General features: G+C 70.4%; 21 protein-coding genes. 9 read left to right on the top strand and 12 right to left on the bottom strand.

Going from position 1 to position 15428, the window contains the following annotated elements; genetic code table 11:
- Nucleotides 1-184 precede the first annotated feature (184 nt).
- From ACZ5KW_RS16095 to ACZ5KW_RS16085, 3 genes are all read right to left on the bottom strand, one after another.
- Complete coding sequence (locus ACZ5KW_RS16095) at nucleotides 185-895, bottom strand: hypothetical protein (protein ID WP_343777184.1); 711 nt, start codon at nucleotides 893-895, stop codon at nucleotides 185-187.
- A gap of 158 nt (nucleotides 896-1053) precedes the next feature.
- Complete coding sequence (locus ACZ5KW_RS16090) at nucleotides 1054-1413, bottom strand: ArsR/SmtB family transcription factor (RefSeq protein ID WP_343777185.1); 360 nt, start codon at nucleotides 1411-1413, stop codon at nucleotides 1054-1056.
- An 88-nt stretch (nucleotides 1414-1501) separates the two neighbouring features.
- Nucleotides 1502-2179: a 2,5-diamino-6-(ribosylamino)-4(3H)-pyrimidinone 5'-phosphate reductase gene (locus tag ACZ5KW_RS16085; RefSeq protein ID WP_343777187.1), complete on the bottom strand. Its 678-nt coding sequence runs from the start codon at nucleotides 2177-2179 to the stop codon at nucleotides 1502-1504.
- A 93-nt stretch (nucleotides 2180-2272) separates the two neighbouring features.
- Here ACZ5KW_RS16085 and ACZ5KW_RS16080 point away from each other — a divergent pair, with 93 nt between their 5' ends.
- Nucleotides 2273-2398, top strand: a complete 126-nt coding sequence (locus ACZ5KW_RS16080) for a hypothetical protein (RefSeq protein ID WP_343777189.1) — start codon at nucleotides 2273-2275, stop codon at nucleotides 2396-2398.
- A gap of 39 nt (nucleotides 2399-2437) precedes the next feature.
- Nucleotides 2438-2857, top strand: coding sequence for a VOC family protein (locus tag ACZ5KW_RS16075; RefSeq protein WP_343777191.1), 420 nt, complete (start codon nucleotides 2438-2440; stop codon nucleotides 2855-2857).
- 27 nt (nucleotides 2858-2884) lie between these two features.
- Here the strand turns inward: ACZ5KW_RS16075 and metG are convergent, their stop codons facing one another.
- The 8 genes from metG to ACZ5KW_RS16035 form a co-directional block, all read right to left on the bottom strand.
- Entirely contained in the window at nucleotides 2885-5071 is a 2187-nt protein-coding gene (metG, locus tag ACZ5KW_RS16070) for a methionine--tRNA ligase (RefSeq protein ID WP_343777192.1), read from the bottom strand.
- Between the two features lie 303 nt (nucleotides 5072-5374).
- On the bottom strand, nucleotides 5375-6283 hold the full coding sequence (locus tag ACZ5KW_RS16065; RefSeq protein WP_343777194.1) for a thiamine-phosphate synthase family protein: 909 nt from the start codon (nucleotides 6281-6283) through the stop codon (nucleotides 5375-5377).
- Nucleotides 6280-6903 carry a dCTP deaminase gene (dcd, locus tag ACZ5KW_RS16060; protein WP_343777195.1) on the bottom strand — a complete coding sequence of 208 codons (624 nt, stop codon included), beginning with the start codon at nucleotides 6901-6903 and terminating at the stop codon, nucleotides 6280-6282. The genes ACZ5KW_RS16065 and dcd overlap by 4 nt, the downstream gene beginning before the upstream one ends.
- Before the next feature lie 91 nt (nucleotides 6904-6994).
- On the bottom strand, nucleotides 6995-7738 hold the full coding sequence (locus tag ACZ5KW_RS16055; RefSeq protein WP_343777196.1) for a YIP1 family protein: 744 nt from the start codon (nucleotides 7736-7738) through the stop codon (nucleotides 6995-6997).
- Nucleotides 7739-7792: 54 nt separating this feature from the next.
- Nucleotides 7793-8449, bottom strand: coding sequence for an NfeD family protein (locus ACZ5KW_RS16050; RefSeq protein WP_343777198.1), 657 nt, complete (start codon nucleotides 8447-8449; stop codon nucleotides 7793-7795).
- Between the two features lie 127 nt (nucleotides 8450-8576).
- Nucleotides 8577-8816 carry a DUF7312 domain-containing protein gene (locus tag ACZ5KW_RS16045; RefSeq protein WP_343777200.1) on the bottom strand — a complete coding sequence of 80 codons (240 nt, stop codon included), beginning with the start codon at nucleotides 8814-8816 and terminating at the stop codon, nucleotides 8577-8579.
- A gap of 82 nt (nucleotides 8817-8898) precedes the next feature.
- Nucleotides 8899-10656 carry a pyruvate kinase gene (pyk, locus tag ACZ5KW_RS16040; RefSeq protein ID WP_343777202.1) on the bottom strand — a complete coding sequence of 586 codons (1758 nt, stop codon included), beginning with the start codon at nucleotides 10654-10656 and terminating at the stop codon, nucleotides 8899-8901.
- A 450-nt stretch (nucleotides 10657-11106) separates the two neighbouring features.
- Entirely contained in the window at nucleotides 11107-12042 is a 936-nt protein-coding gene (locus ACZ5KW_RS16035; RefSeq protein WP_343777204.1) for a sulfide-dependent adenosine diphosphate thiazole synthase, read from the bottom strand.
- Between the two features lie 489 nt (nucleotides 12043-12531).
- Here ACZ5KW_RS16035 and ACZ5KW_RS16030 point away from each other — a divergent pair, with 489 nt between their 5' ends.
- The 7 genes from ACZ5KW_RS16030 (at nucleotide 12532) to ACZ5KW_RS16000 (ending at nucleotide 14781) form a co-directional block, all read left to right on the top strand.
- On the top strand, nucleotides 12532-12798 hold the full coding sequence (locus tag ACZ5KW_RS16030; RefSeq protein ID WP_343777206.1) for an eL43 family ribosomal protein: 267 nt from the start codon (nucleotides 12532-12534) through the stop codon (nucleotides 12796-12798).
- A 4-nt stretch (nucleotides 12799-12802) separates the two neighbouring features.
- Nucleotides 12803-12937 (top strand): DNA-directed RNA polymerase subunit P, encoded by a 135-nt coding sequence (locus ACZ5KW_RS16025; RefSeq protein WP_007998131.1) that lies wholly within the window; start codon nucleotides 12803-12805, stop codon nucleotides 12935-12937.
- A 16-nt stretch (nucleotides 12938-12953) separates the two neighbouring features.
- Nucleotides 12954-13211, top strand: a complete 258-nt coding sequence (locus ACZ5KW_RS16020) for a KEOPS complex subunit Pcc1 (protein ID WP_343777209.1) — start codon at nucleotides 12954-12956, stop codon at nucleotides 13209-13211.
- 120 nt (nucleotides 13212-13331) lie between these two features.
- Nucleotides 13332-13718, top strand: coding sequence for a prefoldin subunit beta (locus ACZ5KW_RS16015; RefSeq protein ID WP_343777385.1), 387 nt, complete (start codon nucleotides 13332-13334; stop codon nucleotides 13716-13718).
- 7 nt (nucleotides 13719-13725) lie between these two features.
- Nucleotides 13726-13968 (top strand): DUF3194 domain-containing protein, encoded by a 243-nt coding sequence (locus tag ACZ5KW_RS16010; RefSeq protein WP_343777210.1) that lies wholly within the window; start codon nucleotides 13726-13728, stop codon nucleotides 13966-13968.
- Nucleotides 13969-14133: 165 nt separating this feature from the next.
- Nucleotides 14134-14331 carry an HVO_0649 family zinc finger protein gene (locus ACZ5KW_RS16005; RefSeq protein ID WP_343777212.1) on the top strand — a complete coding sequence of 66 codons (198 nt, stop codon included), beginning with the start codon at nucleotides 14134-14136 and terminating at the stop codon, nucleotides 14329-14331.
- A gap of 24 nt (nucleotides 14332-14355) precedes the next feature.
- Nucleotides 14356-14781 (top strand): universal stress protein, encoded by a 426-nt coding sequence (locus ACZ5KW_RS16000; protein ID WP_343777213.1) that lies wholly within the window; start codon nucleotides 14356-14358, stop codon nucleotides 14779-14781.
- A gap of 11 nt (nucleotides 14782-14792) precedes the next feature.
- On the opposite strand, the gene ACZ5KW_RS15995 is transcribed toward ACZ5KW_RS16000, so the two are convergent.
- Nucleotides 14793-15347 carry a GMP synthase subunit A gene (locus ACZ5KW_RS15995; protein ID WP_343777214.1) on the bottom strand — a complete coding sequence of 185 codons (555 nt, stop codon included), beginning with the start codon at nucleotides 15345-15347 and terminating at the stop codon, nucleotides 14793-14795.
- Nucleotides 15348-15428: the final 81 nt, after the last annotated feature.

Genomic DNA, 15428 nt, shown 5'->3' with positions numbered 1-15428 from the left:
CTACCTCTGGATGCCATATAAATACTTCGGTGATTTTCGTGCGTACCGGTGCCACGGAGCGTGTACCCCAGGATTTCCGTGGTTACGGTTCACACGCCGTTTCCCAGCGGGCCGACGGCCGCGATTCGGGACGCACGGGCGGTCCGACGGGGTACCCGGCCGGTGATCCCGTCGTCCGGGCCGCTCACTCCGCCGACGATCCGGCCGTCTCGAGCAGTTCGGTCCGGACCGCCTCCAGCGTCTCGATGGCCCGGTCCAGCGACTCCCGCCCGCGCTCCTCGTCGTAGAAGTGCGTCAGCGACTGCGCACGGTTCGCGATCGCCTCGCAGCAGGCGTCTACCTCGTCGTCCCAGTCGTGTCCGTTCTGTTTCATGAGGTAGTGGATCAGCACCCAGTCGCCGACCGGTTTCGGGTTCGCGTCCGTCGGCTCGCCGACGGCGGGGAGGTCCTCCTCGAACTCCCGCAGCAGGTCAGCTGTCGTCCGCGAGATTATCGGCCGGAGCCGGAAGACGAGGTCTCCGCCCCGCTCGCCGAAGCCGTCGACCATCTTTTCGCGGGCGTTCTCGTACGGGCCCTCCGTCCACGGCAGCACGTCGACGGTCTCCAGCAGTCCCCGCTCCCGGCATCGATCCCAATGCGGGCGCTCGGCGTCGATCGCGGCCGCCGCGTCCGGCTCGCCCGTCACCACGAGGATGGCGCCGCCGCCGTCGACCACGGTGCCGCCCGCGAGCTCGACCGGCGGCTCGTGCGTGGCGGTGTCGCCGAACCGCCAGAAGTACGCCGACACCACGTCGTCGCGGGCGTCGAGCCGATCGAGCGCCGGCGGCATGTACGTCCGTAGGAACCGCCGCTCCGCGTCCAGCGGCATCCGAAACGTGACCTGTGTGGTCCGCATACACGAACCGTGTCCCCGAAGCGAAATAAGTCATTTTAGAAACACTTTTCATAAAACGATCTGACACGTCGCGGGACGGGCGTCCGTCTGGAGACGGCCGACGGGCAGGGAACGCGCTACCGTCTTGAGGCGGACGGCGGACCGGGATCGCGCGGCCGTCAGGGGCCCGCGGCGAGGTGGACGTGGACGAGCCGGTCGCAGTCGGCCTCGCCGCAGACCGGGCAGTCGGACGTCTCGCCGGCCAGATCGGACTCGCCGACCGACACGCCGGACCCGCCGGCGACGACGAGCCCCTCGCCCCGATAGGTCAGCGCGTAGCCCTCGCTGCTCTCCCTGACAAACTGGTCTAGCAGTTCGCTCAGGTGGTAATTGAACCGACCCGGGTCGGTCACGCCGACGCGGGACTTCAACTCGGTGAACGACAGCGACTCGTCGGCGTCGGCCAGCGCCCTGAGGATCTTCACCCGCGTCTCGTTCGCGAGCGCGGAGAGCGCTCCCGTGAACTCCTCGGTCACCATGCGCGGTGGCGAGGGGCGGAGCGTGGTATACTTTGTGGGGGTCCCCCGTCCGCCGCGGGCGACCCCGGTCGCGCCCCCTCGTCGCCGGTCACGGCCCGTCGTCTCCCTCGACCGCGTACGAGAGGACGACGCCGTCGTCGAGCCGCTCCGTCTCGGTGAGCGTCAGATCGGGGAACCCCTCGGTGAAGCCGGTGCCGTCCGCCAGCGTGGGCGCGTCGCGCCCGCCGATCACCAGCGAGCCGACGTACACGTGGAGTTCGTCGACGACGCCCGCCTCGAAACACGAGAAGATGACCTCGCCGCCCCCTTCGATCATCAGGCGGTCGACGCCGCGGTCGGCGAGCCGATCGAGCCCGGTCGCGATGTCGACGCGCTCCTCGCCGGCCACGATCACCTCCGCGCCGGCGTCGGCGAGTTCCTCCCGGCGCTCCCGGTCGGTCGCGCCCGAGACGAGCAGGTACGTCGTCGCGGCGTCGTCTAAGATCCGGGCGTCCACCGGAGTCCGACCGGTGGAATCGACGACGACCCGTGCGGGATCGCCGGACCGTCCGTTCCGTAGCCGCTCGACGCGGCGGTCCTCCTCGTCGAGCGTGAGGTGCGGGTCGTCCGCGAGGACGGTCCCGACGCCGACCAGCACCCCGTCCGCGGCCGCCCTGACGCGGTCGACGCGGTCGAAGTCCTCCGGTCCGGAGATCCGGAGCTGTTCCCGGCGGCGGCTGGCGAGTTTCCCGTCGACGCTCTGGGCCGCGTTGACGACCACGTACATGTGACCACCCTCTCGCGGCTCCCGGTTGGTCGTTTCGGTGGGGCGGACGCTCCCGGCACAATACCTATCCGACGAGGTCTCATGGTGGTGACAATGAGGCTGTCAACGGTTCTCATCATCCTCGGCGCGGTGGTGTTCGTCCTCCCGATCCCCGGCACGTTCGTCCTCGGCGCGCTGATCGCGTTCGCGGGGCTCGCCGCTCGCCTGTTCGGGCTCTGACTCGACACCGTTTTGCCGCCCCTGGCCGAGCGCTCACCCGTGTCCGACCCAACAGCGCACCACGTCGGGATCACCGTCGCCGATCTGGACCGCGCCGTCGAGTTCTACGCCGAGACGTTCGACCTCGACGTGCTGGCCGAGTTCTCGGTCGGCGGCGACGCCTTCGCCGAGGCCGTCGCCGTCGACGACGCGTCCGCCTCGTTCGCGCACCTCGACGCGGGCGACGCGGTCGTCGAGCTCGTCGCGTACGACCCGACCGGCGAGCCGACCGCCGACCCCGAGCTGAACCGACCGGGCGCGACCCACCTCGGCCTCACGGTCGACGACGTCGAGGCGTTCCACGCAGACCTCGCCGACGACGTGGAGACGCTGAGCCCGCCGCGGACGACCGCGAGCGGGACGACGGTCCTGTTCGTTCGCGACCCGGAGGGGAACTTGATCGAAGTGCTGGACGCCTGAGCGGCGCGGTCTCGCCGCCCGTTCGCCTCACTTCACCTTCGTGCCCGGCCCGGCGTCCTCGAAGGTCGTCAGGAGATCGGCCTCCTCGCCGGCGGCCAACACCATCCCGTTCGACTCGACGCCGAACAGCTCCGCCTTCTCCAGGTTCGCGAGCACGATAACCTTCGTACCCGGCAGATCGTCGATGTCGTGAAGCTGCTTGAGGCCCGCAACGATCGTCCGCGTCTCCGGGCCGACGTCGACGCTGAGCTTCAGCAGGTCGTCGGCGCCCTCGATCCCCTCGGCCGCCTCGATCCGACCGACCCGGATGTCGAGGTCCTGGAACTGTTCGAAGCCGATGCGGTCGTCGCTGATGGGTTCGATGTCGGTCATGTCGGTGTCGTCGGTCGTTTCGGCCGCGTCGCCCGCGTCGTCTTCACCGCCTTCGTCGGCCGCGTCGCCATCGTCGCCGTCGTCGTCGTCGTCGCTCTCCGACTCGGCGACGCGCGCTTCGAGCTTCTCGTTGAGCGCCTCCACTCGCTCGTCTTCGATCTGCTCGAACAGCTCCTCGGGCTCGTTCAGGTCGCCGGCCGGCCCCCCGCGGGCCGCCTCGACGGTCGCGTCGTGGACGGAGCCGGGCTCGCCGAGCTGGGCCCAGAGCCGCTCGCTCTTCTCGGGGGCCAGGGGCTCGAACAGGACCGCGATCGCCTTCGCGACCGCGACGCAGTCGTAGATGACCTGTTCGGCCTCGTCGGGCTCCTCGTCGACGAGCTTCCACGGTTCGTTGCGCTGGATGTACTCGTTGCCGAACCGGGCGAGACCGGTGACGGCGTCGCCCAGCGCGCGGACGGAGTAGTCGTTGACCGCGGCCGCGAACTCGTCGACCGCCTCGTCGATCCGCGCCGCCACGTCGCCGCTCGGCGCGTCGGCGTCGGGGCCGTCCTCGTAGTTGCGGTGGGCGAAGAGGAGGGAGCGGTAGAGGAAGTTGCCGACGGTGCCCACGAGCTCGGTGTTCACGCGCTCGGCGAACTTCTCCCACGAGAAGTCCACGTCCTGTTGGAACCCGCCGTTGGTCGCGAGGTAGTAGCGCAGCGGGTCGGGGTGGAACCCCTCGTCGAGGTACTCGTCGGCCCAGACGGCGCGGTCGCGGCTGGTCGAGAACCCCTTCCCGCCGAGCGTGACGAAGCCGCTGGCCATCACCGCGCGCGGTTCGGCGTGGTCGGTCGCCTCCAGCATCGCGGGCCAGAAGATCGTGTGGTGCTGGATGATGTCGCGGCCGATCACGTGGACGATCTCGCCGCCCTCCGGGTGCGCGTCGCTCGCGCCCTCCTTCCAGGCGGTCTCCCAGTCGAAGGCGTCGGCGCCGACGCGCTCGGTGAACTGCTTCGTCGAGGAGATGTACTCGATCGGGGCGTCGACCCAGACGTACAAGACGAGGTCCTGGGGGTCGGCGGCTTCACCGCCTTCACGAGGCGACTCCGTCGCCTCGCCGCCCGGGTAGTCGATCCCCCAGTCCATGTCGCGGGTGATACACCAGTCTTGAAGCCCCTGTTCGATCCACTCGCGGGGCTGGTTCCGGGCGTTCGAGGTCCCTTCGAGCCGGTCGAGGAACCCGGTGAGGTAGTCGGCGAACTCGGAGACCGCGAAGAACTGGTGGGTCCGTTCGCGGTACTCGGCGGGGTTGCCGGTGATCGTGGACTCGGGCTCTTCGACCTCGCCGGGCTCGAGGTGACGCTGGCACCCCTCGTCGCACTCGTCGCCCCGGGCGTGCGCGCCGCAGTACGGGCAGGTGCCCTCGACGTACCGGTCCGGGAGGTACTGGTCGTCCACGGGATCGTACGCGACCATGATCTCCTTCTCGTAGAGGTGGCCGGCCTCGTCGAGGTCGCGGACGAGCTGCTGAGTGATCTCGGTGTTCGTCTCGTCGTGGGTGTGGCCGTAGTTGTCGAAGTCGACGTTGAACTTCGGGAACGTCTCGGCGTACTGCTCGTGCCAGTCGAGCGCGAAGTCCTCGGGGGAGACCCCCGCCTGTTCGGCGTTGACCGCGACGGGCGTCCCGTGCATGTCCGAGCCGGAGACGAACGCGGTCTCCTGGCCGAGTCGTTCGAGCGCGCGGCTGTACACGTCGCCGCCGACGTAGGTGCGGAGGTGGCCGATGTGGAGGTCGCCGTTGGCGTACGGCAGTCCACAGGTCACCACCGCCGGGTGGTCGGTGGGGAAGTCGTCGTGGCTCATGTGGTGTGTGTATGTCGTGTGTCGGTCGATCGGGTCTAAAGCCCGCTGGTTCGGGGCCGTCCGCGGAGCGTCCCGCTCACGCGATGGCGGCGGTCTCGATCGCGTCTCGTCGCCGGCGGCCCGAGCGCTACGGGAAGGCGACGGGATTCGCCGCCGCGCCGTCGTCGACCGCGTTACCGGTCGGCGCCGACGCGACGGGTCCACCCGCCGCTAGAAGGAGCGCATCCGCATCCCGAGCCGCCGGTGTCGCGTCACGACCGATCGTTCGTCGTCGCGGGAAATAAAACCACTCGCCTCGGTGGCTCACAGCAGGCCGCGGACGATCCGGGCCGCATCGGCGGCGGTCGGCGCGAGGACGTAGATGATCGGCTCGACGCCGACCGCGCCCGTCTGGTAGCAGACGAGCGCGTCCGCGTCGGCGGGGAGGTCGGCGCCCGCGACCGCGTCGGCGACCGCCTCGCGGGTCGGTCGCTCCGCGTCGAACTCCACGGTCGGGTGGTCGGCGGCGAGCGCGTCGACCGTCTCGGAGTCGTACCGGAGGTTGACCGCGCCGCGGACGTCCGCGCCGCCCTCCCGAGCCGCGAGCAGCACCGTCGCGACGTGTTCGCTGACGCCGAACTCCGGCTCGCCGGGGACCATCGCCCGGCCCTTCACGTCGACGAGCCGCCCGGGGACGGCGGCCACGTCGTCGACCGTCGCGGCGTCGGCGAGACACTCCGCGACGTTGGCGCCGACGTTCGGGATGAGCCCGGCGAAGCCCGAGGCGTTCGTCAGGGTCCGGAGCCCGCGGCGCACCGACGTGAGGACGCGCTCGCGCTCGCGGAGCCCGCTGTCCGGGTCGTGGACGGAGAACTCCACGTCCGCCTCGGCGAGCGCCGGCATCGCCTCCTCGTGGAGGTCGGCGAGGAGGTCCCCCTCCTCCAGCTGGCGGATCAGCACCTCGATCTCGACGAGCGCGGCCACGGGCGTGAGGTCGCCGCTCGCCAGCCCCTCGCCCACGCGCTCGACGAGGTCGCGCACGCGCTCGTCCGCGACGATCCGACCGTGTCGGGCCACGTCGCCGGCGGCGTACTTCGAGACGGCCGACTGCGAGATGCCGAGCGCGTCGGCGACCTCCGACTGGGTGAACCCGCGGTCGCGGAGGTCCTCCGCGAGCATCGAGCGGACCGTCGGGAGGAACTCGTCGACGACGACCTCCTCGATGAACCTCATTCCCGATCACCGCCCGACGGGTCCCGCCCGTCCCCGCCCCTCCCCGTGAACTCTGGGTCGTCGCCGATCCGCGACGCCTGCGGTCCGTCCTGCCCCTGGTACTTCGACCCCCGCTCGGCGCCGTACGGGCGGTCGGCGGGGCGTTTCAGCTCCGTGAAGGTGAGCTGCGAGACGCGCATGCCCGGCGAGAGCGCCACCGGCGCGGTCCCGAGGTTCGACAGTTCGAGGGTGATCTGCCCCTCGTAGCCGGGGTCACACAGGCCGGCGGTCGCGTGGACGACGATCGCGAGCCGGCCGAGCGAGGACCGCCCCTCGACGTGCGCGACGAGGTCGTCCGGGATCGCGACGCGCTCGACGGTGGTCCCGAGCACGAAGTCGCCGGGATGGAGGATGAACTCCTCGCCCTCGGGGACGGTCGTCTCCGTGACGTACTCGCTCACCTCGCCCGCGTCGGTCGGGTGGATACAGGGGATGTTGGTGCGCTGGAACTCCAGGAAGCGCTCGCCGAGCCGCAGGTCCACGCTCGCGGGCTGGACCTGCTGGTCGACGTCGTCGAGCGGCTCGATCGCCAGGTCGCCCTCGGCGAGCCGGTCGAGGATGTCGGCGTCCGACAGGATCATACCGAGAGGGGGAGCGCCGGCGGGTTAAAAACTCCCGAATCCGCGGGCGCCCGGTCGTCGTTCCGCGGCCGACGCCGTCGTTCCGGCTCGTTCAGGCCGCCGCGATCAGGAGCGCGACGGCGGCGAAGAGCGTCGCCACGCCCGCCGCGCTCGCGCGGTCGAGGTCGTGTTCGGCCTCCAACCCCCCGACGACGACGAACCATTGGATCCCGATCGCCACCGCGGACGCGACGAGGAGGGGACCGGTCGCGGTCGTGATCGCGGCCACGAGTTCCCGGGTGAGCGCCTCGATCGTCGTTCCCGTGAGCGTCGCGGTCGAGAGCGTGTACCAGATCGCCGCGACGCCGGCGATCACCCGGAGCAGCTCGCCGACGAGCGCCCAGCCGGCGATCACGAAGCTGTCGCCGACGGACCCGGACCCGCCGGCGACCAGCGCGCCGGCGTGGAGCGCGAGCGCGAACAGCCCCCACCAGAGCGGCACGCCGAGCAGCCCGTAGTGGAGGTAGCCGGCCGCGGCCTCCCGGAGCTCCGAACCGGCGTCGACCTCGATCCGCGCCGGCTCGTCGCACGCTTCGTCGAACGCGGAGTCGGCGTCGTCGCCGAACGTCTCGCAGGTCGACTCGGGCGGACGGTCCGGGTTGTCGACGGTGACCTGCCGGTCGACGGTCGCGTCGAAGACGGCGCCGAGCGCGAGGATACCGACGCTCGTTCCGATCGTGACGAGCACGAGGGTCGCGACCGCGACCGTGGCGGCGTCGCGGCCGCGGAAGGCGCCGCGAACGCGGTCGAGAAGGGCGCCGAACGGACGGATGAGGGCGGCGAGCGGGGAGGGCACGACTTGACGGTTCTCAGTCGAAAGTAAGTGTCTTTTCGCTCGATCGCGCCGGCCTCACTCTCGTTCCAACTCGGTCTCCGGATCGGACTCGTCGACGGCGTCCGTCGAGGCGTCCTCGTCGTCGGCGTCCACCGAGGTCCCTTCCCCGGCCTCGCTCGCCGCGGCCTTCCGAGCGCGGTCGGCCGCCAGCTCGCGGTCGATGTCGTCTTCGACGTACCCCATCGACTCCACGGTGACGACGTTGCCGCCGCCGGGGTCGACGACCATCACCTCCTCGCCTTCCTCGATCGCCCCCTCCATCGAGCGGGCGGAGTAGTGCGGGTTGAAGCCGCCGCCGGCGAGTTTCACCTCGCCGCCGGTCGGGGTCACCCGCTCCGTGACGGTGCCGGTCTTCCCCTTCAGCGCGTCGCTGTCGCTCGTCTGCTGTTGGCCCTTCCCGCCGTAGAGGTCGAACTCGTGGTACCCGTAGAAGGCGGCGGCCCCGAACACGAGCGTCAGCAGGGCCATGAACAGCGTGAGGAACGCCCCGGCGACGCCGAGCGATGCGAGGACCAGGCCGCCGAGGCCCGCACCGATGAGCGCGATGCCGACGACGATGAAGTTCGCGCCCGGCGCCAGCGCCTCCGCCATCGAGAGCAGCAGCCCGGCGGTCAGAAGCAGCAGCGGGAGGGTGTCCGGCGAGATGAGCCCGGACTGTGCGAGCGCGTCCATGTTCGCCCCTACGGCCCCGGCGTGATAAGTTGTGGTGCGAGTCGTTTTCCGGCCGCGACAGCCCGAGTGGACCGGCCGGCCCCGCCCGCGTCGCCGGCGCCGCCGGCCGCTCCGGGGCCGACCGCGCTCAGAGGCCGACGAACAGCACGCCGACCGTGATCGCGACGCCGAGAACGATGAAAACGGCGTGTTCGACCTCGACGTCGCCGGGCTCGATCGGCACGTCTTCGGGGGTGTGCGTGTCCTCGGTGACGCCGTCGGGTCCGACCTCGTCGACCGCGAACCGCCATCCCTCGCCGTCGGCGTCGTCGGTCCGGGTCTCGTTCGCCCGGCTGCGCGTGTCGCCGTCGGCGTCGTCGTCGCTCATGGCCGCGGCTACGCGAGTCGCGGGTAAATGACTGACGGGTGGGGTGACCGCCGGATGCGACACCCCGAACCGCTGACCGATCTTACCGGTTGCGGGCCGCCCGGAGGACGTCGCCGTCGTAGACGACGCCGCGCTCGCCGTCGAGGGTCACCGTGGTCCCGTCCGCGACCGACTCGGGCAGGTGGGCGCCGGAGACCATCGGGACGCCGAGTTCGCGGGCGACAACGGCGGGGTAGCCGGTCATCCCCTCCCGGGCGTCGATGATGCCGGCGACCCGGTCGAGGTCGCCGGAGAACTCCCCGTCGAAGTCCGGGCCGAGCGCGATCACGGCCCCCTCCGGCAGCGCGTCGAGGTCGCCGTCCGCGGTCCGGTGGACGGGCGCGGCGACGTGGCCGGCGACGACCGCCTTCCCGGTCACGAGCGTCTCGGCGGCGACGTGGACCTTCAGGGTGTTCGTCGTGTTCGTCCCCTCGAACTCGGTGAGCATGCCGGAGAGGACGACGAGCGTGTCACCCGACTCGGCCCCGCCGGTGTCGAGGGCGGCGTCGACGGCGTTGTCCAGGACCGCCTCCATGTCGTGGGCGTACTCGGTCAACACGGGGCGAACCCCCCACGAGAGCGCGAGCTGTCGGCGGACGCGGTCGTTCGGCGTCGTCGCCACCACGGGGACGCCCGGCCGGAACATCGCGGTCTTCCGGGCGGTGAAGCCGGACTCTGAGACGGCGACCACCGTCGAGGCCCCGATGTCGCGCGCGAGGTACCGCGCCGAGCGCGCCAGCGCCTCGGTGCGCGACCCCTCGTCGGCCGTCGGGACGCGCTGCTCGCGCGTCTCCGCGTACTCGTCGCTGGACTCGACCTGCCGGACGATCCGGTCCATCGTCTCGACGACGTTCACGGGGTCGTCCCCGATGGCGGTCTCGCCCGACAGCATCACGGCGTCGGTCCCGTCGAGGACCGCGTTGGCCACGTCGGAGGCCTCGGCGCGCGTCGGCCGCCGCGAGGAGACCATCGAGTCGAGCATCTCCGTCGCGGTGATGACGGGGACGCCCTCGTTGACGCAGGTCCGGATGATCCGCTTTTGGATCACGGGCACGTCCTCCAGCGGACACTCCACGCCGAGGTCCCCGCGGGCGACCATCACGCCGTCGGCGGCGTCGACGATCCCCTCCAAGTTCTCGACCGCCCCCGCCCGCTCGATCTTCGCGACGATCGGGATGTCGTCGCCGCCGCGGGCCTCGAGCTCGTCGGCGATCTGGTAGACGTCGTCCGCGTTGCGCACGAACGAGGCGGCGACGAAGTCCGCGTCGGCCCGGGCCGCGAGGTCGAGTTCGGCCTCGTCTTCCGGGGTGATGAGGTCCACGTCGATGGCGACGCCGGGGAGGTTCACGCCCTTGCGGGAGCCGAGCTTCCCGCCGGAGACGACCGTCGCGACCACGGACTCGCCGTCGACGCGCTCGACGCGGCACTCGATCCGACCGTCGTCGAGCAGGATGGTGTCGCCCGGGCCAGCGGCGCCGATCGAGTGGGTGAGGCCGACGCGTTCGGGCGTGGCCTCGTCGCCTTCGAGGAAGGTGACCTCGGAGCCCCTCGCGAGCGAGATCGGCTCGTCGATCTCGGCGGTCCGGACCTCCGGGCCCTTCAGGTCGACCATCACCGCGAGCGGGTCGTCGATCTCGTCGTCGACCTCGCGGGCGCGCTCGATCACCGTCTCCCGGTGGTCGGTCGTCCCGTGACTGGCGTTGAGCCGGACGACGGACATCCCCGCGTCGGCGAGGCCGCGGATCGTGTCCCGGTCGTCCGAGGCGGGACCGATCGTACAGACGATCTTGGCGTTTCGCATACCGCCGGGTTCGACGCAGGGCCGGAAAAAGGCATCCGGTTGCGTCGCCACCGAGTAAACGTTCGTGACAGTCGCCCGAGCGGCCGCGATACGGCCGGAATCGGGAACTGCGAAGGAATCTTAGCTATCAAGAGCGGTGCGGTGGCGCGTGCCTGCGAGCGGCCGCCACCGGTGGCCGCGAAGCAGCACGCGCGAGGGACGCGGCGACCGGAGCGAAGCGGAGGGAGCCGCGAGGGTGGGGAGGTGTGAGGCTGCGGTTGCGGTGCGGTCGGGGCGGGACTCAAAGGGGCAGTCGCGAGACCGCCGGAGGCGTCTCGAACGACAGCGAGCGTACGGCGGTCTCGCGGCTGGGGCTTTGGAGGAGTTCGCAGGCTATCTGGGGGTAGTCAGTGATCGCTGATAGATTGAGGCGTCGAAGGGGAGGGTTGCCGGAGCGTCAGCGGTGGGGTATCAGTCGTCGGCGGGTGCGGGCGCGCTGCCGGTCGACAGCGACACCTCGGGCGCGTCCACCTCCAGCTCGTCCAGGGCGGCCTGTGCGGCGCGCTTCCCGGAGACGAGCATCGCGCCGAACGTCGGGCCCATCCGCGGGAGCCCGTGGGCGGTCGCGACCGCCATCCCCGAGGCGATCAGGCCGTCGTGGACGACGCCGGTGTGTTCGACGACCGCGTCCTCGCTCTCGTCGACCCACATCGAGTCGTGGCCGGGCGAGTCGTGACCGGGCGCGCCGTACTCGCCGTCGCCGGTCTGGTCCATCCCGGTGTTGTGCTCTTTCGCGTGTTCGATGCCCGGCGCCGAGAGGACGCCGCGCTCGTCGAGTTTGCTGATCGCGACCGCGTCGTGACCGGTCGCGTCGATCACCAGGTCGGACTCCACCGCGATGGGGTCGACGCAGGTTATCTCGCGCGGGAGCGCGTGGACGGGCGTCCAGTTCATCACGATCCCCCCGACGCGGTGGTCGTCACGCACGACGAGGTCGGTGAACTCGGTCATGTTCTGGACGCGCGCGCCGGCGTCACAGGCCGCCTTGATCAGCCCGGAACAGGCCTCCGGTCCCGCCGCGGTGTAGAGGCCGTCCACGTCGTCGACCGGTTCGTACTCGACGTCGAGGTCGTCGAGGATCTCCTGTGCGGGGTCCCGGACGGTCACGGTGTTCATGAGGAATCCACCCAGCCAGAACCCGCCGCCGAGGTAGTTGTTCTTCTCGACTATCATCACCTTCACGCCGCGCTCGGCCAGCTCCTTCGCGGCCATCAGTCCCGAGGGACCGCCGCCGAGAACGATCGCGTCGGAGTCGGTGAAATCGAGGAACCCATCGGTCCACTCGTTCCCGATGGCCTTCGTCACGTCTGTCTCGCTCACGTCGCTGAAGCCGTCGAATCCTTTCATACAACTTGGTAGTATTACTAGGTTGTGAAAGGCGTTGCGGTCGGGACTCGGTCGTATTCACATGACGTACCGGTAGCACGGCGGCGTACACCGCCAAAGCCCAAGTCGCGAGGGCTCGGTGCGCTCGCTTCGGTCCTCGTCGCTCACTTCGTTCGCTCCTTCGGTCCTCGTCGCTCACTTCGTTCGCTCCTTCGGTCCTTGCGTCGCGCGCCTTCGCCCTCGCGGCTGCCCCTTCGAGTCCCGCCCCGGACAGCACCGCAGCCTCACACCTCCCCAGCCTCGTCGCTCCCTCCGGTCGCGACTCCCTCGCGCGGCGCTCCTCGCGGTCGCCGAGGGCGACCGCTCGCAGGCACGCGCCACCGCATTCGCGTTGCCGATTGAGTATCATCGCTACGCCGACTGTCGCTGTCGCGTCCGGATTCCCGCCACCGTCACCGACCGCCCCAACTCGTAGCCTTTTTACCCGCGCTGGCGGTAGAAGTGGCTACTATGGCTGAGGACAAGGCACGAAGCACCGGGAGCGCGGGCCGATTCGGGGCTCGCTACGGCCGGGTCGCCCGCAAGCGTGTTCAGGACATCGAAGAGGAGATGCGCAACGCGACCGTCGACGGCGACGACGTCAAGCGTAAGGGTACCGGCATCTGGGTCAACGAGGAGACCGGCGAGACGTTCACCGGCGGCGCGTACCGCCCCGAGACGCCCGGCGGTCGCACCGTCCGCCGCTCCATCCGCGCCGCGCTCGCCGACGAGGAGTAAGGCGATGAGCTACAAGTGCTCCCGCTGTAAGCGCGACGTCACCCTCGACGAGTACGGCGGCGTGCGCTGTCCGTACTGCGGCCACCGCGTCCTCCTGAAGGAGCGCGGCGGCGGCATGAAAGAAGTCAACGTCGAGTAACGCGGTCTTCTCCCCCGTGACGGCGACGCGCGCACACGAGACGCTCCTTTCGTTCACCTACCCTTCCGAGCGCCGCGCTCGCCTCGTGGCCGCCGCCCTCGGCCCCGAGGTCGGCGAAATCGACGACGCCCGGTCGGCCGCGACGGTCGACCGCGAGGGCGACGCGGTCCGCGTCCGCGTCCGCGCAGACGACCTCGTGGCGCTGCGCGCCGGCGTCAACAGTTGGTCGCGACTCGTCTCCGTCGCCGAACGCGTCGGTGCGAAACGCGAATGAGTGTCGAGTGAGACTGCCGTTAACACGCCTTTCCGGGGCTCTACCCCCCGGCTGCCCCGTCGTCGGAGAAGTCGGGGGTTTTTCCGTCCGGGCCGCCTCGGTCCGCCCATGCAAGGGAACATGCCGCCCGAGGCACAGGAGAAGATCGAGGAACTGCAGGAGCTTCAGGAGACAGCACAGCAGGTCTCCGAACAGCGAGAGCAGGCGCAGAGCGCCCTCAACGAGTCGAAGACGGCCCTCGACGCCCTCGAAGACGTCGACGAGGACGCCGGAATGTACCGCGAGATCGGCGAGGTCCTCGTCGAGACGGACTACGAGTCCGCCTACGACGACCTCGAGAACAAGGTCGACTCGCTCGAGGTCCGCGTCGAGCAGCTCGAAAAACAGGAGGAGCGCGTCGAAGAGCAGTTCGACGACCTCCAGAGCGAGCTCCAGCAGATGCTCCAGGGCGGCGCGGGCGGCGGCGGTCCGATGGGTCCCGGCGGTCCGGGCGCGGGCGGCGCGTAAGCGAGCGATGAGCGACGAGCCGACGGACGAGGAAGTGGTCCGTACCGCGGCGGAAGCCGCGGAGGGCGTCGTCTTCGCCCACTACGACCAGTCGGCGGTGACGGACCTCGACGTCACGGTGACGTTCGAGGAGGGCGTGCTCGACGTCGACGTCTACCTGAACGCCCCCGACGACCCCGACCCCGACGAGGTCGCCCGCGAGGCGGCCGAGACCGCCGGCGAGGCGGTCGACGAGCTGTTCGCGGAGTAGGTGGCCGTCTCCTCTCGTTTTCTACGGTCCACGAGCCGACGCTCAGCCACGTCTCCACGCGTTTCCGCACGGTTTCCGACCGAAACCGGCGCGCGCAGGCCGTCTCGTCCCTGCGGCACTCGACCACCGATAGCTATTAGCCACCTGCGTGGGAACTGTTAGCGCATGTCAATAAAGCGCGGCGGCAGGTCGGCGTTCGAGCGGCTGCGCGCGCGTCTCGACGAGCGGTCGCACGCCTGCGAGGAGTGCGGGTTCGTCGACGACGCGAGCGAGTGGGAGGCGGCCACTACGGGGGCGACCGTCGAGTACCGCCGGGAGTGCCCGAGCTGCGGGACCGAGCACGTCCGACGGTATCGGCTCTGAGACGGACGAAGCGGCCGCCTTGCGATGTACGACGCGATCCTCTGTCCGACCGACGGGAGTCCGGGAAGCGACGCGGCCGTCGAGCACGCGTGTTCCCTCGCCGACCTGGCGGACGCGGAGATACACGCGCTGTTCGTGGTCGACGAGATGACCGCGGGTGCGGACAGGTGGGACATGATCGTCGAGCGCGAGGAGGAGCGCGGCGAGCGGGCGCTCGACGCTGTCGGCGCAGCGGGCGCCGAACGGGGCGTCCGGGTCGAGAAACACCTCCGACGGGGTCGCCCTCACGAGGAGATCCTCGACGCCGCGACCGACTACGGCGCCGCCCTGATCGTGATGGGAACGCACGGCCGGACCGGCGTGGGACGGTTCCTCACCGCCGGGTCGGTCGCCGAGCGGGTCGTGCGACACAGCGAGGTTCCGGTGTTGACCGCGCGGCTCGGACCCTGAGCGCCGAGCGCTTACGTCGACTCGCAGATCGCGACGAAGTTCTCGAAGACCTCCTCGCCGCGTTCGGTGTGTGCGACCTCCGGATGCCACTGGACGCCGTACAGGTCCGCGTCGGGGTCGGACATCGCCTCGATGCCGCAGACGTCGGAGGTGGCGGTGCGGGCGAACCCGTCGGGAAGCTCCGTCACCTCGTCGGCGTGGGAGGCCCAGACGCGCGTCTCCGGCGCGAGCGAGCCGACGAGCGGGTCTTCCTCGTCGACGATCTCCACGTCGACGTCGGCGTAGCCGCCGTAGTCGCCCGAACCGACGGTGCCGTCGAGTTCGGCGGCGATCAGCTGCATGCCGAGACAGATCCCGAGGACGGGGAGGTCGCGGTCGAGGTACTCGGGCGCGTTGCCCACGCGGTCCATGTCCGGGCCGCCCGAGAGGACGATCCCGTCCGCCTCCACCTCGTCGACCGGCGCGTCCGCCGAGACGATCTCGGTGTCGACGCCGATGTCGCGGAGCGCCCGCCGTTCGAGGTGCGTGAACTGGCCGTGGAGGTCGATGACGACGATCCGAGTCATGGCTCCGATTGACGGCACCCGCACAAAAGCGGCTCGGAACGAACGCAGTATCGTGGTGGTTCCGGTGACTGAACGACTCTC

The organism is Halorubrum ejinorense (assembly GCF_055389685.1).
Note: the sequence above shows the minus strand (reverse complement) of the source record. Positions and strands in the feature narration are given on the sequence as shown.

Excerpts from the sequence above, each read along its gene's own strand:
- ACZ5KW_RS16095 (WP_343777184.1), bottom strand. The coding sequence starts at position 895 with ATGCGGACCACACAGGTCACGTTTCGGATGCCGCTGGACGCGGAGCGG.
- ACZ5KW_RS16090 (WP_343777185.1), bottom strand. The coding sequence starts at position 1,413 with ATGGTGACCGAGGAGTTCACGGGAGCGCTCTCCGCGCTCGCGAACGAG.
- ACZ5KW_RS16085 (WP_343777187.1), bottom strand. The coding sequence starts at position 2,179 with ATGTACGTGGTCGTCAACGCGGCCCAGAGCGTCGACGGGAAACTCGCC.
- ACZ5KW_RS16080 (WP_343777189.1), top strand. The coding sequence starts at position 2,273 with ATGAGGCTGTCAACGGTTCTCATCATCCTCGGCGCGGTGGTGTTCGTC.
- metG (WP_343777192.1), bottom strand. The coding sequence starts at position 5,071 with ATGAGCCACGACGACTTCCCCACCGACCACCCGGCGGTGGTGACCTGT.
- ACZ5KW_RS16065 (WP_343777194.1), bottom strand. The coding sequence starts at position 6,283 with ATGAGGTTCATCGAGGAGGTCGTCGTCGACGAGTTCCTCCCGACGGTC.
- dcd (WP_343777195.1), bottom strand. The coding sequence starts at position 6,903 with ATGATCCTGTCGGACGCCGACATCCTCGACCGGCTCGCCGAGGGCGAC.
- ACZ5KW_RS16050 (WP_343777198.1), bottom strand. The coding sequence starts at position 8,449 with ATGGACGCGCTCGCACAGTCCGGGCTCATCTCGCCGGACACCCTCCCG.
- ACZ5KW_RS16045 (WP_343777200.1), bottom strand. The coding sequence starts at position 8,816 with ATGAGCGACGACGACGCCGACGGCGACACGCGCAGCCGGGCGAACGAG.
- pyk (WP_343777202.1), bottom strand. The coding sequence starts at position 10,656 with ATGCGAAACGCCAAGATCGTCTGTACGATCGGTCCCGCCTCGGACGAC.
- ACZ5KW_RS16035 (WP_343777204.1), bottom strand. The coding sequence starts at position 12,042 with ATGAAAGGATTCGACGGCTTCAGCGACGTGAGCGAGACAGACGTGACG.
- ACZ5KW_RS16030 (WP_343777206.1), top strand. The coding sequence starts at position 12,532 with ATGGCTGAGGACAAGGCACGAAGCACCGGGAGCGCGGGCCGATTCGGG.
- ACZ5KW_RS16025 (WP_007998131.1), top strand. The coding sequence starts at position 12,803 with ATGAGCTACAAGTGCTCCCGCTGTAAGCGCGACGTCACCCTCGACGAG.
- ACZ5KW_RS16015 (WP_343777385.1), top strand. The coding sequence starts at position 13,332 with ATGCCGCCCGAGGCACAGGAGAAGATCGAGGAACTGCAGGAGCTTCAG.
- ACZ5KW_RS16010 (WP_343777210.1), top strand. The coding sequence starts at position 13,726 with ATGAGCGACGAGCCGACGGACGAGGAAGTGGTCCGTACCGCGGCGGAA.
- ACZ5KW_RS16005 (WP_343777212.1), top strand. The coding sequence starts at position 14,134 with ATGTCAATAAAGCGCGGCGGCAGGTCGGCGTTCGAGCGGCTGCGCGCG.
- ACZ5KW_RS16000 (WP_343777213.1), top strand. The coding sequence starts at position 14,356 with ATGTACGACGCGATCCTCTGTCCGACCGACGGGAGTCCGGGAAGCGAC.
- ACZ5KW_RS15995 (WP_343777214.1), bottom strand. The coding sequence starts at position 15,347 with ATGACTCGGATCGTCGTCATCGACCTCCACGGCCAGTTCACGCACCTC.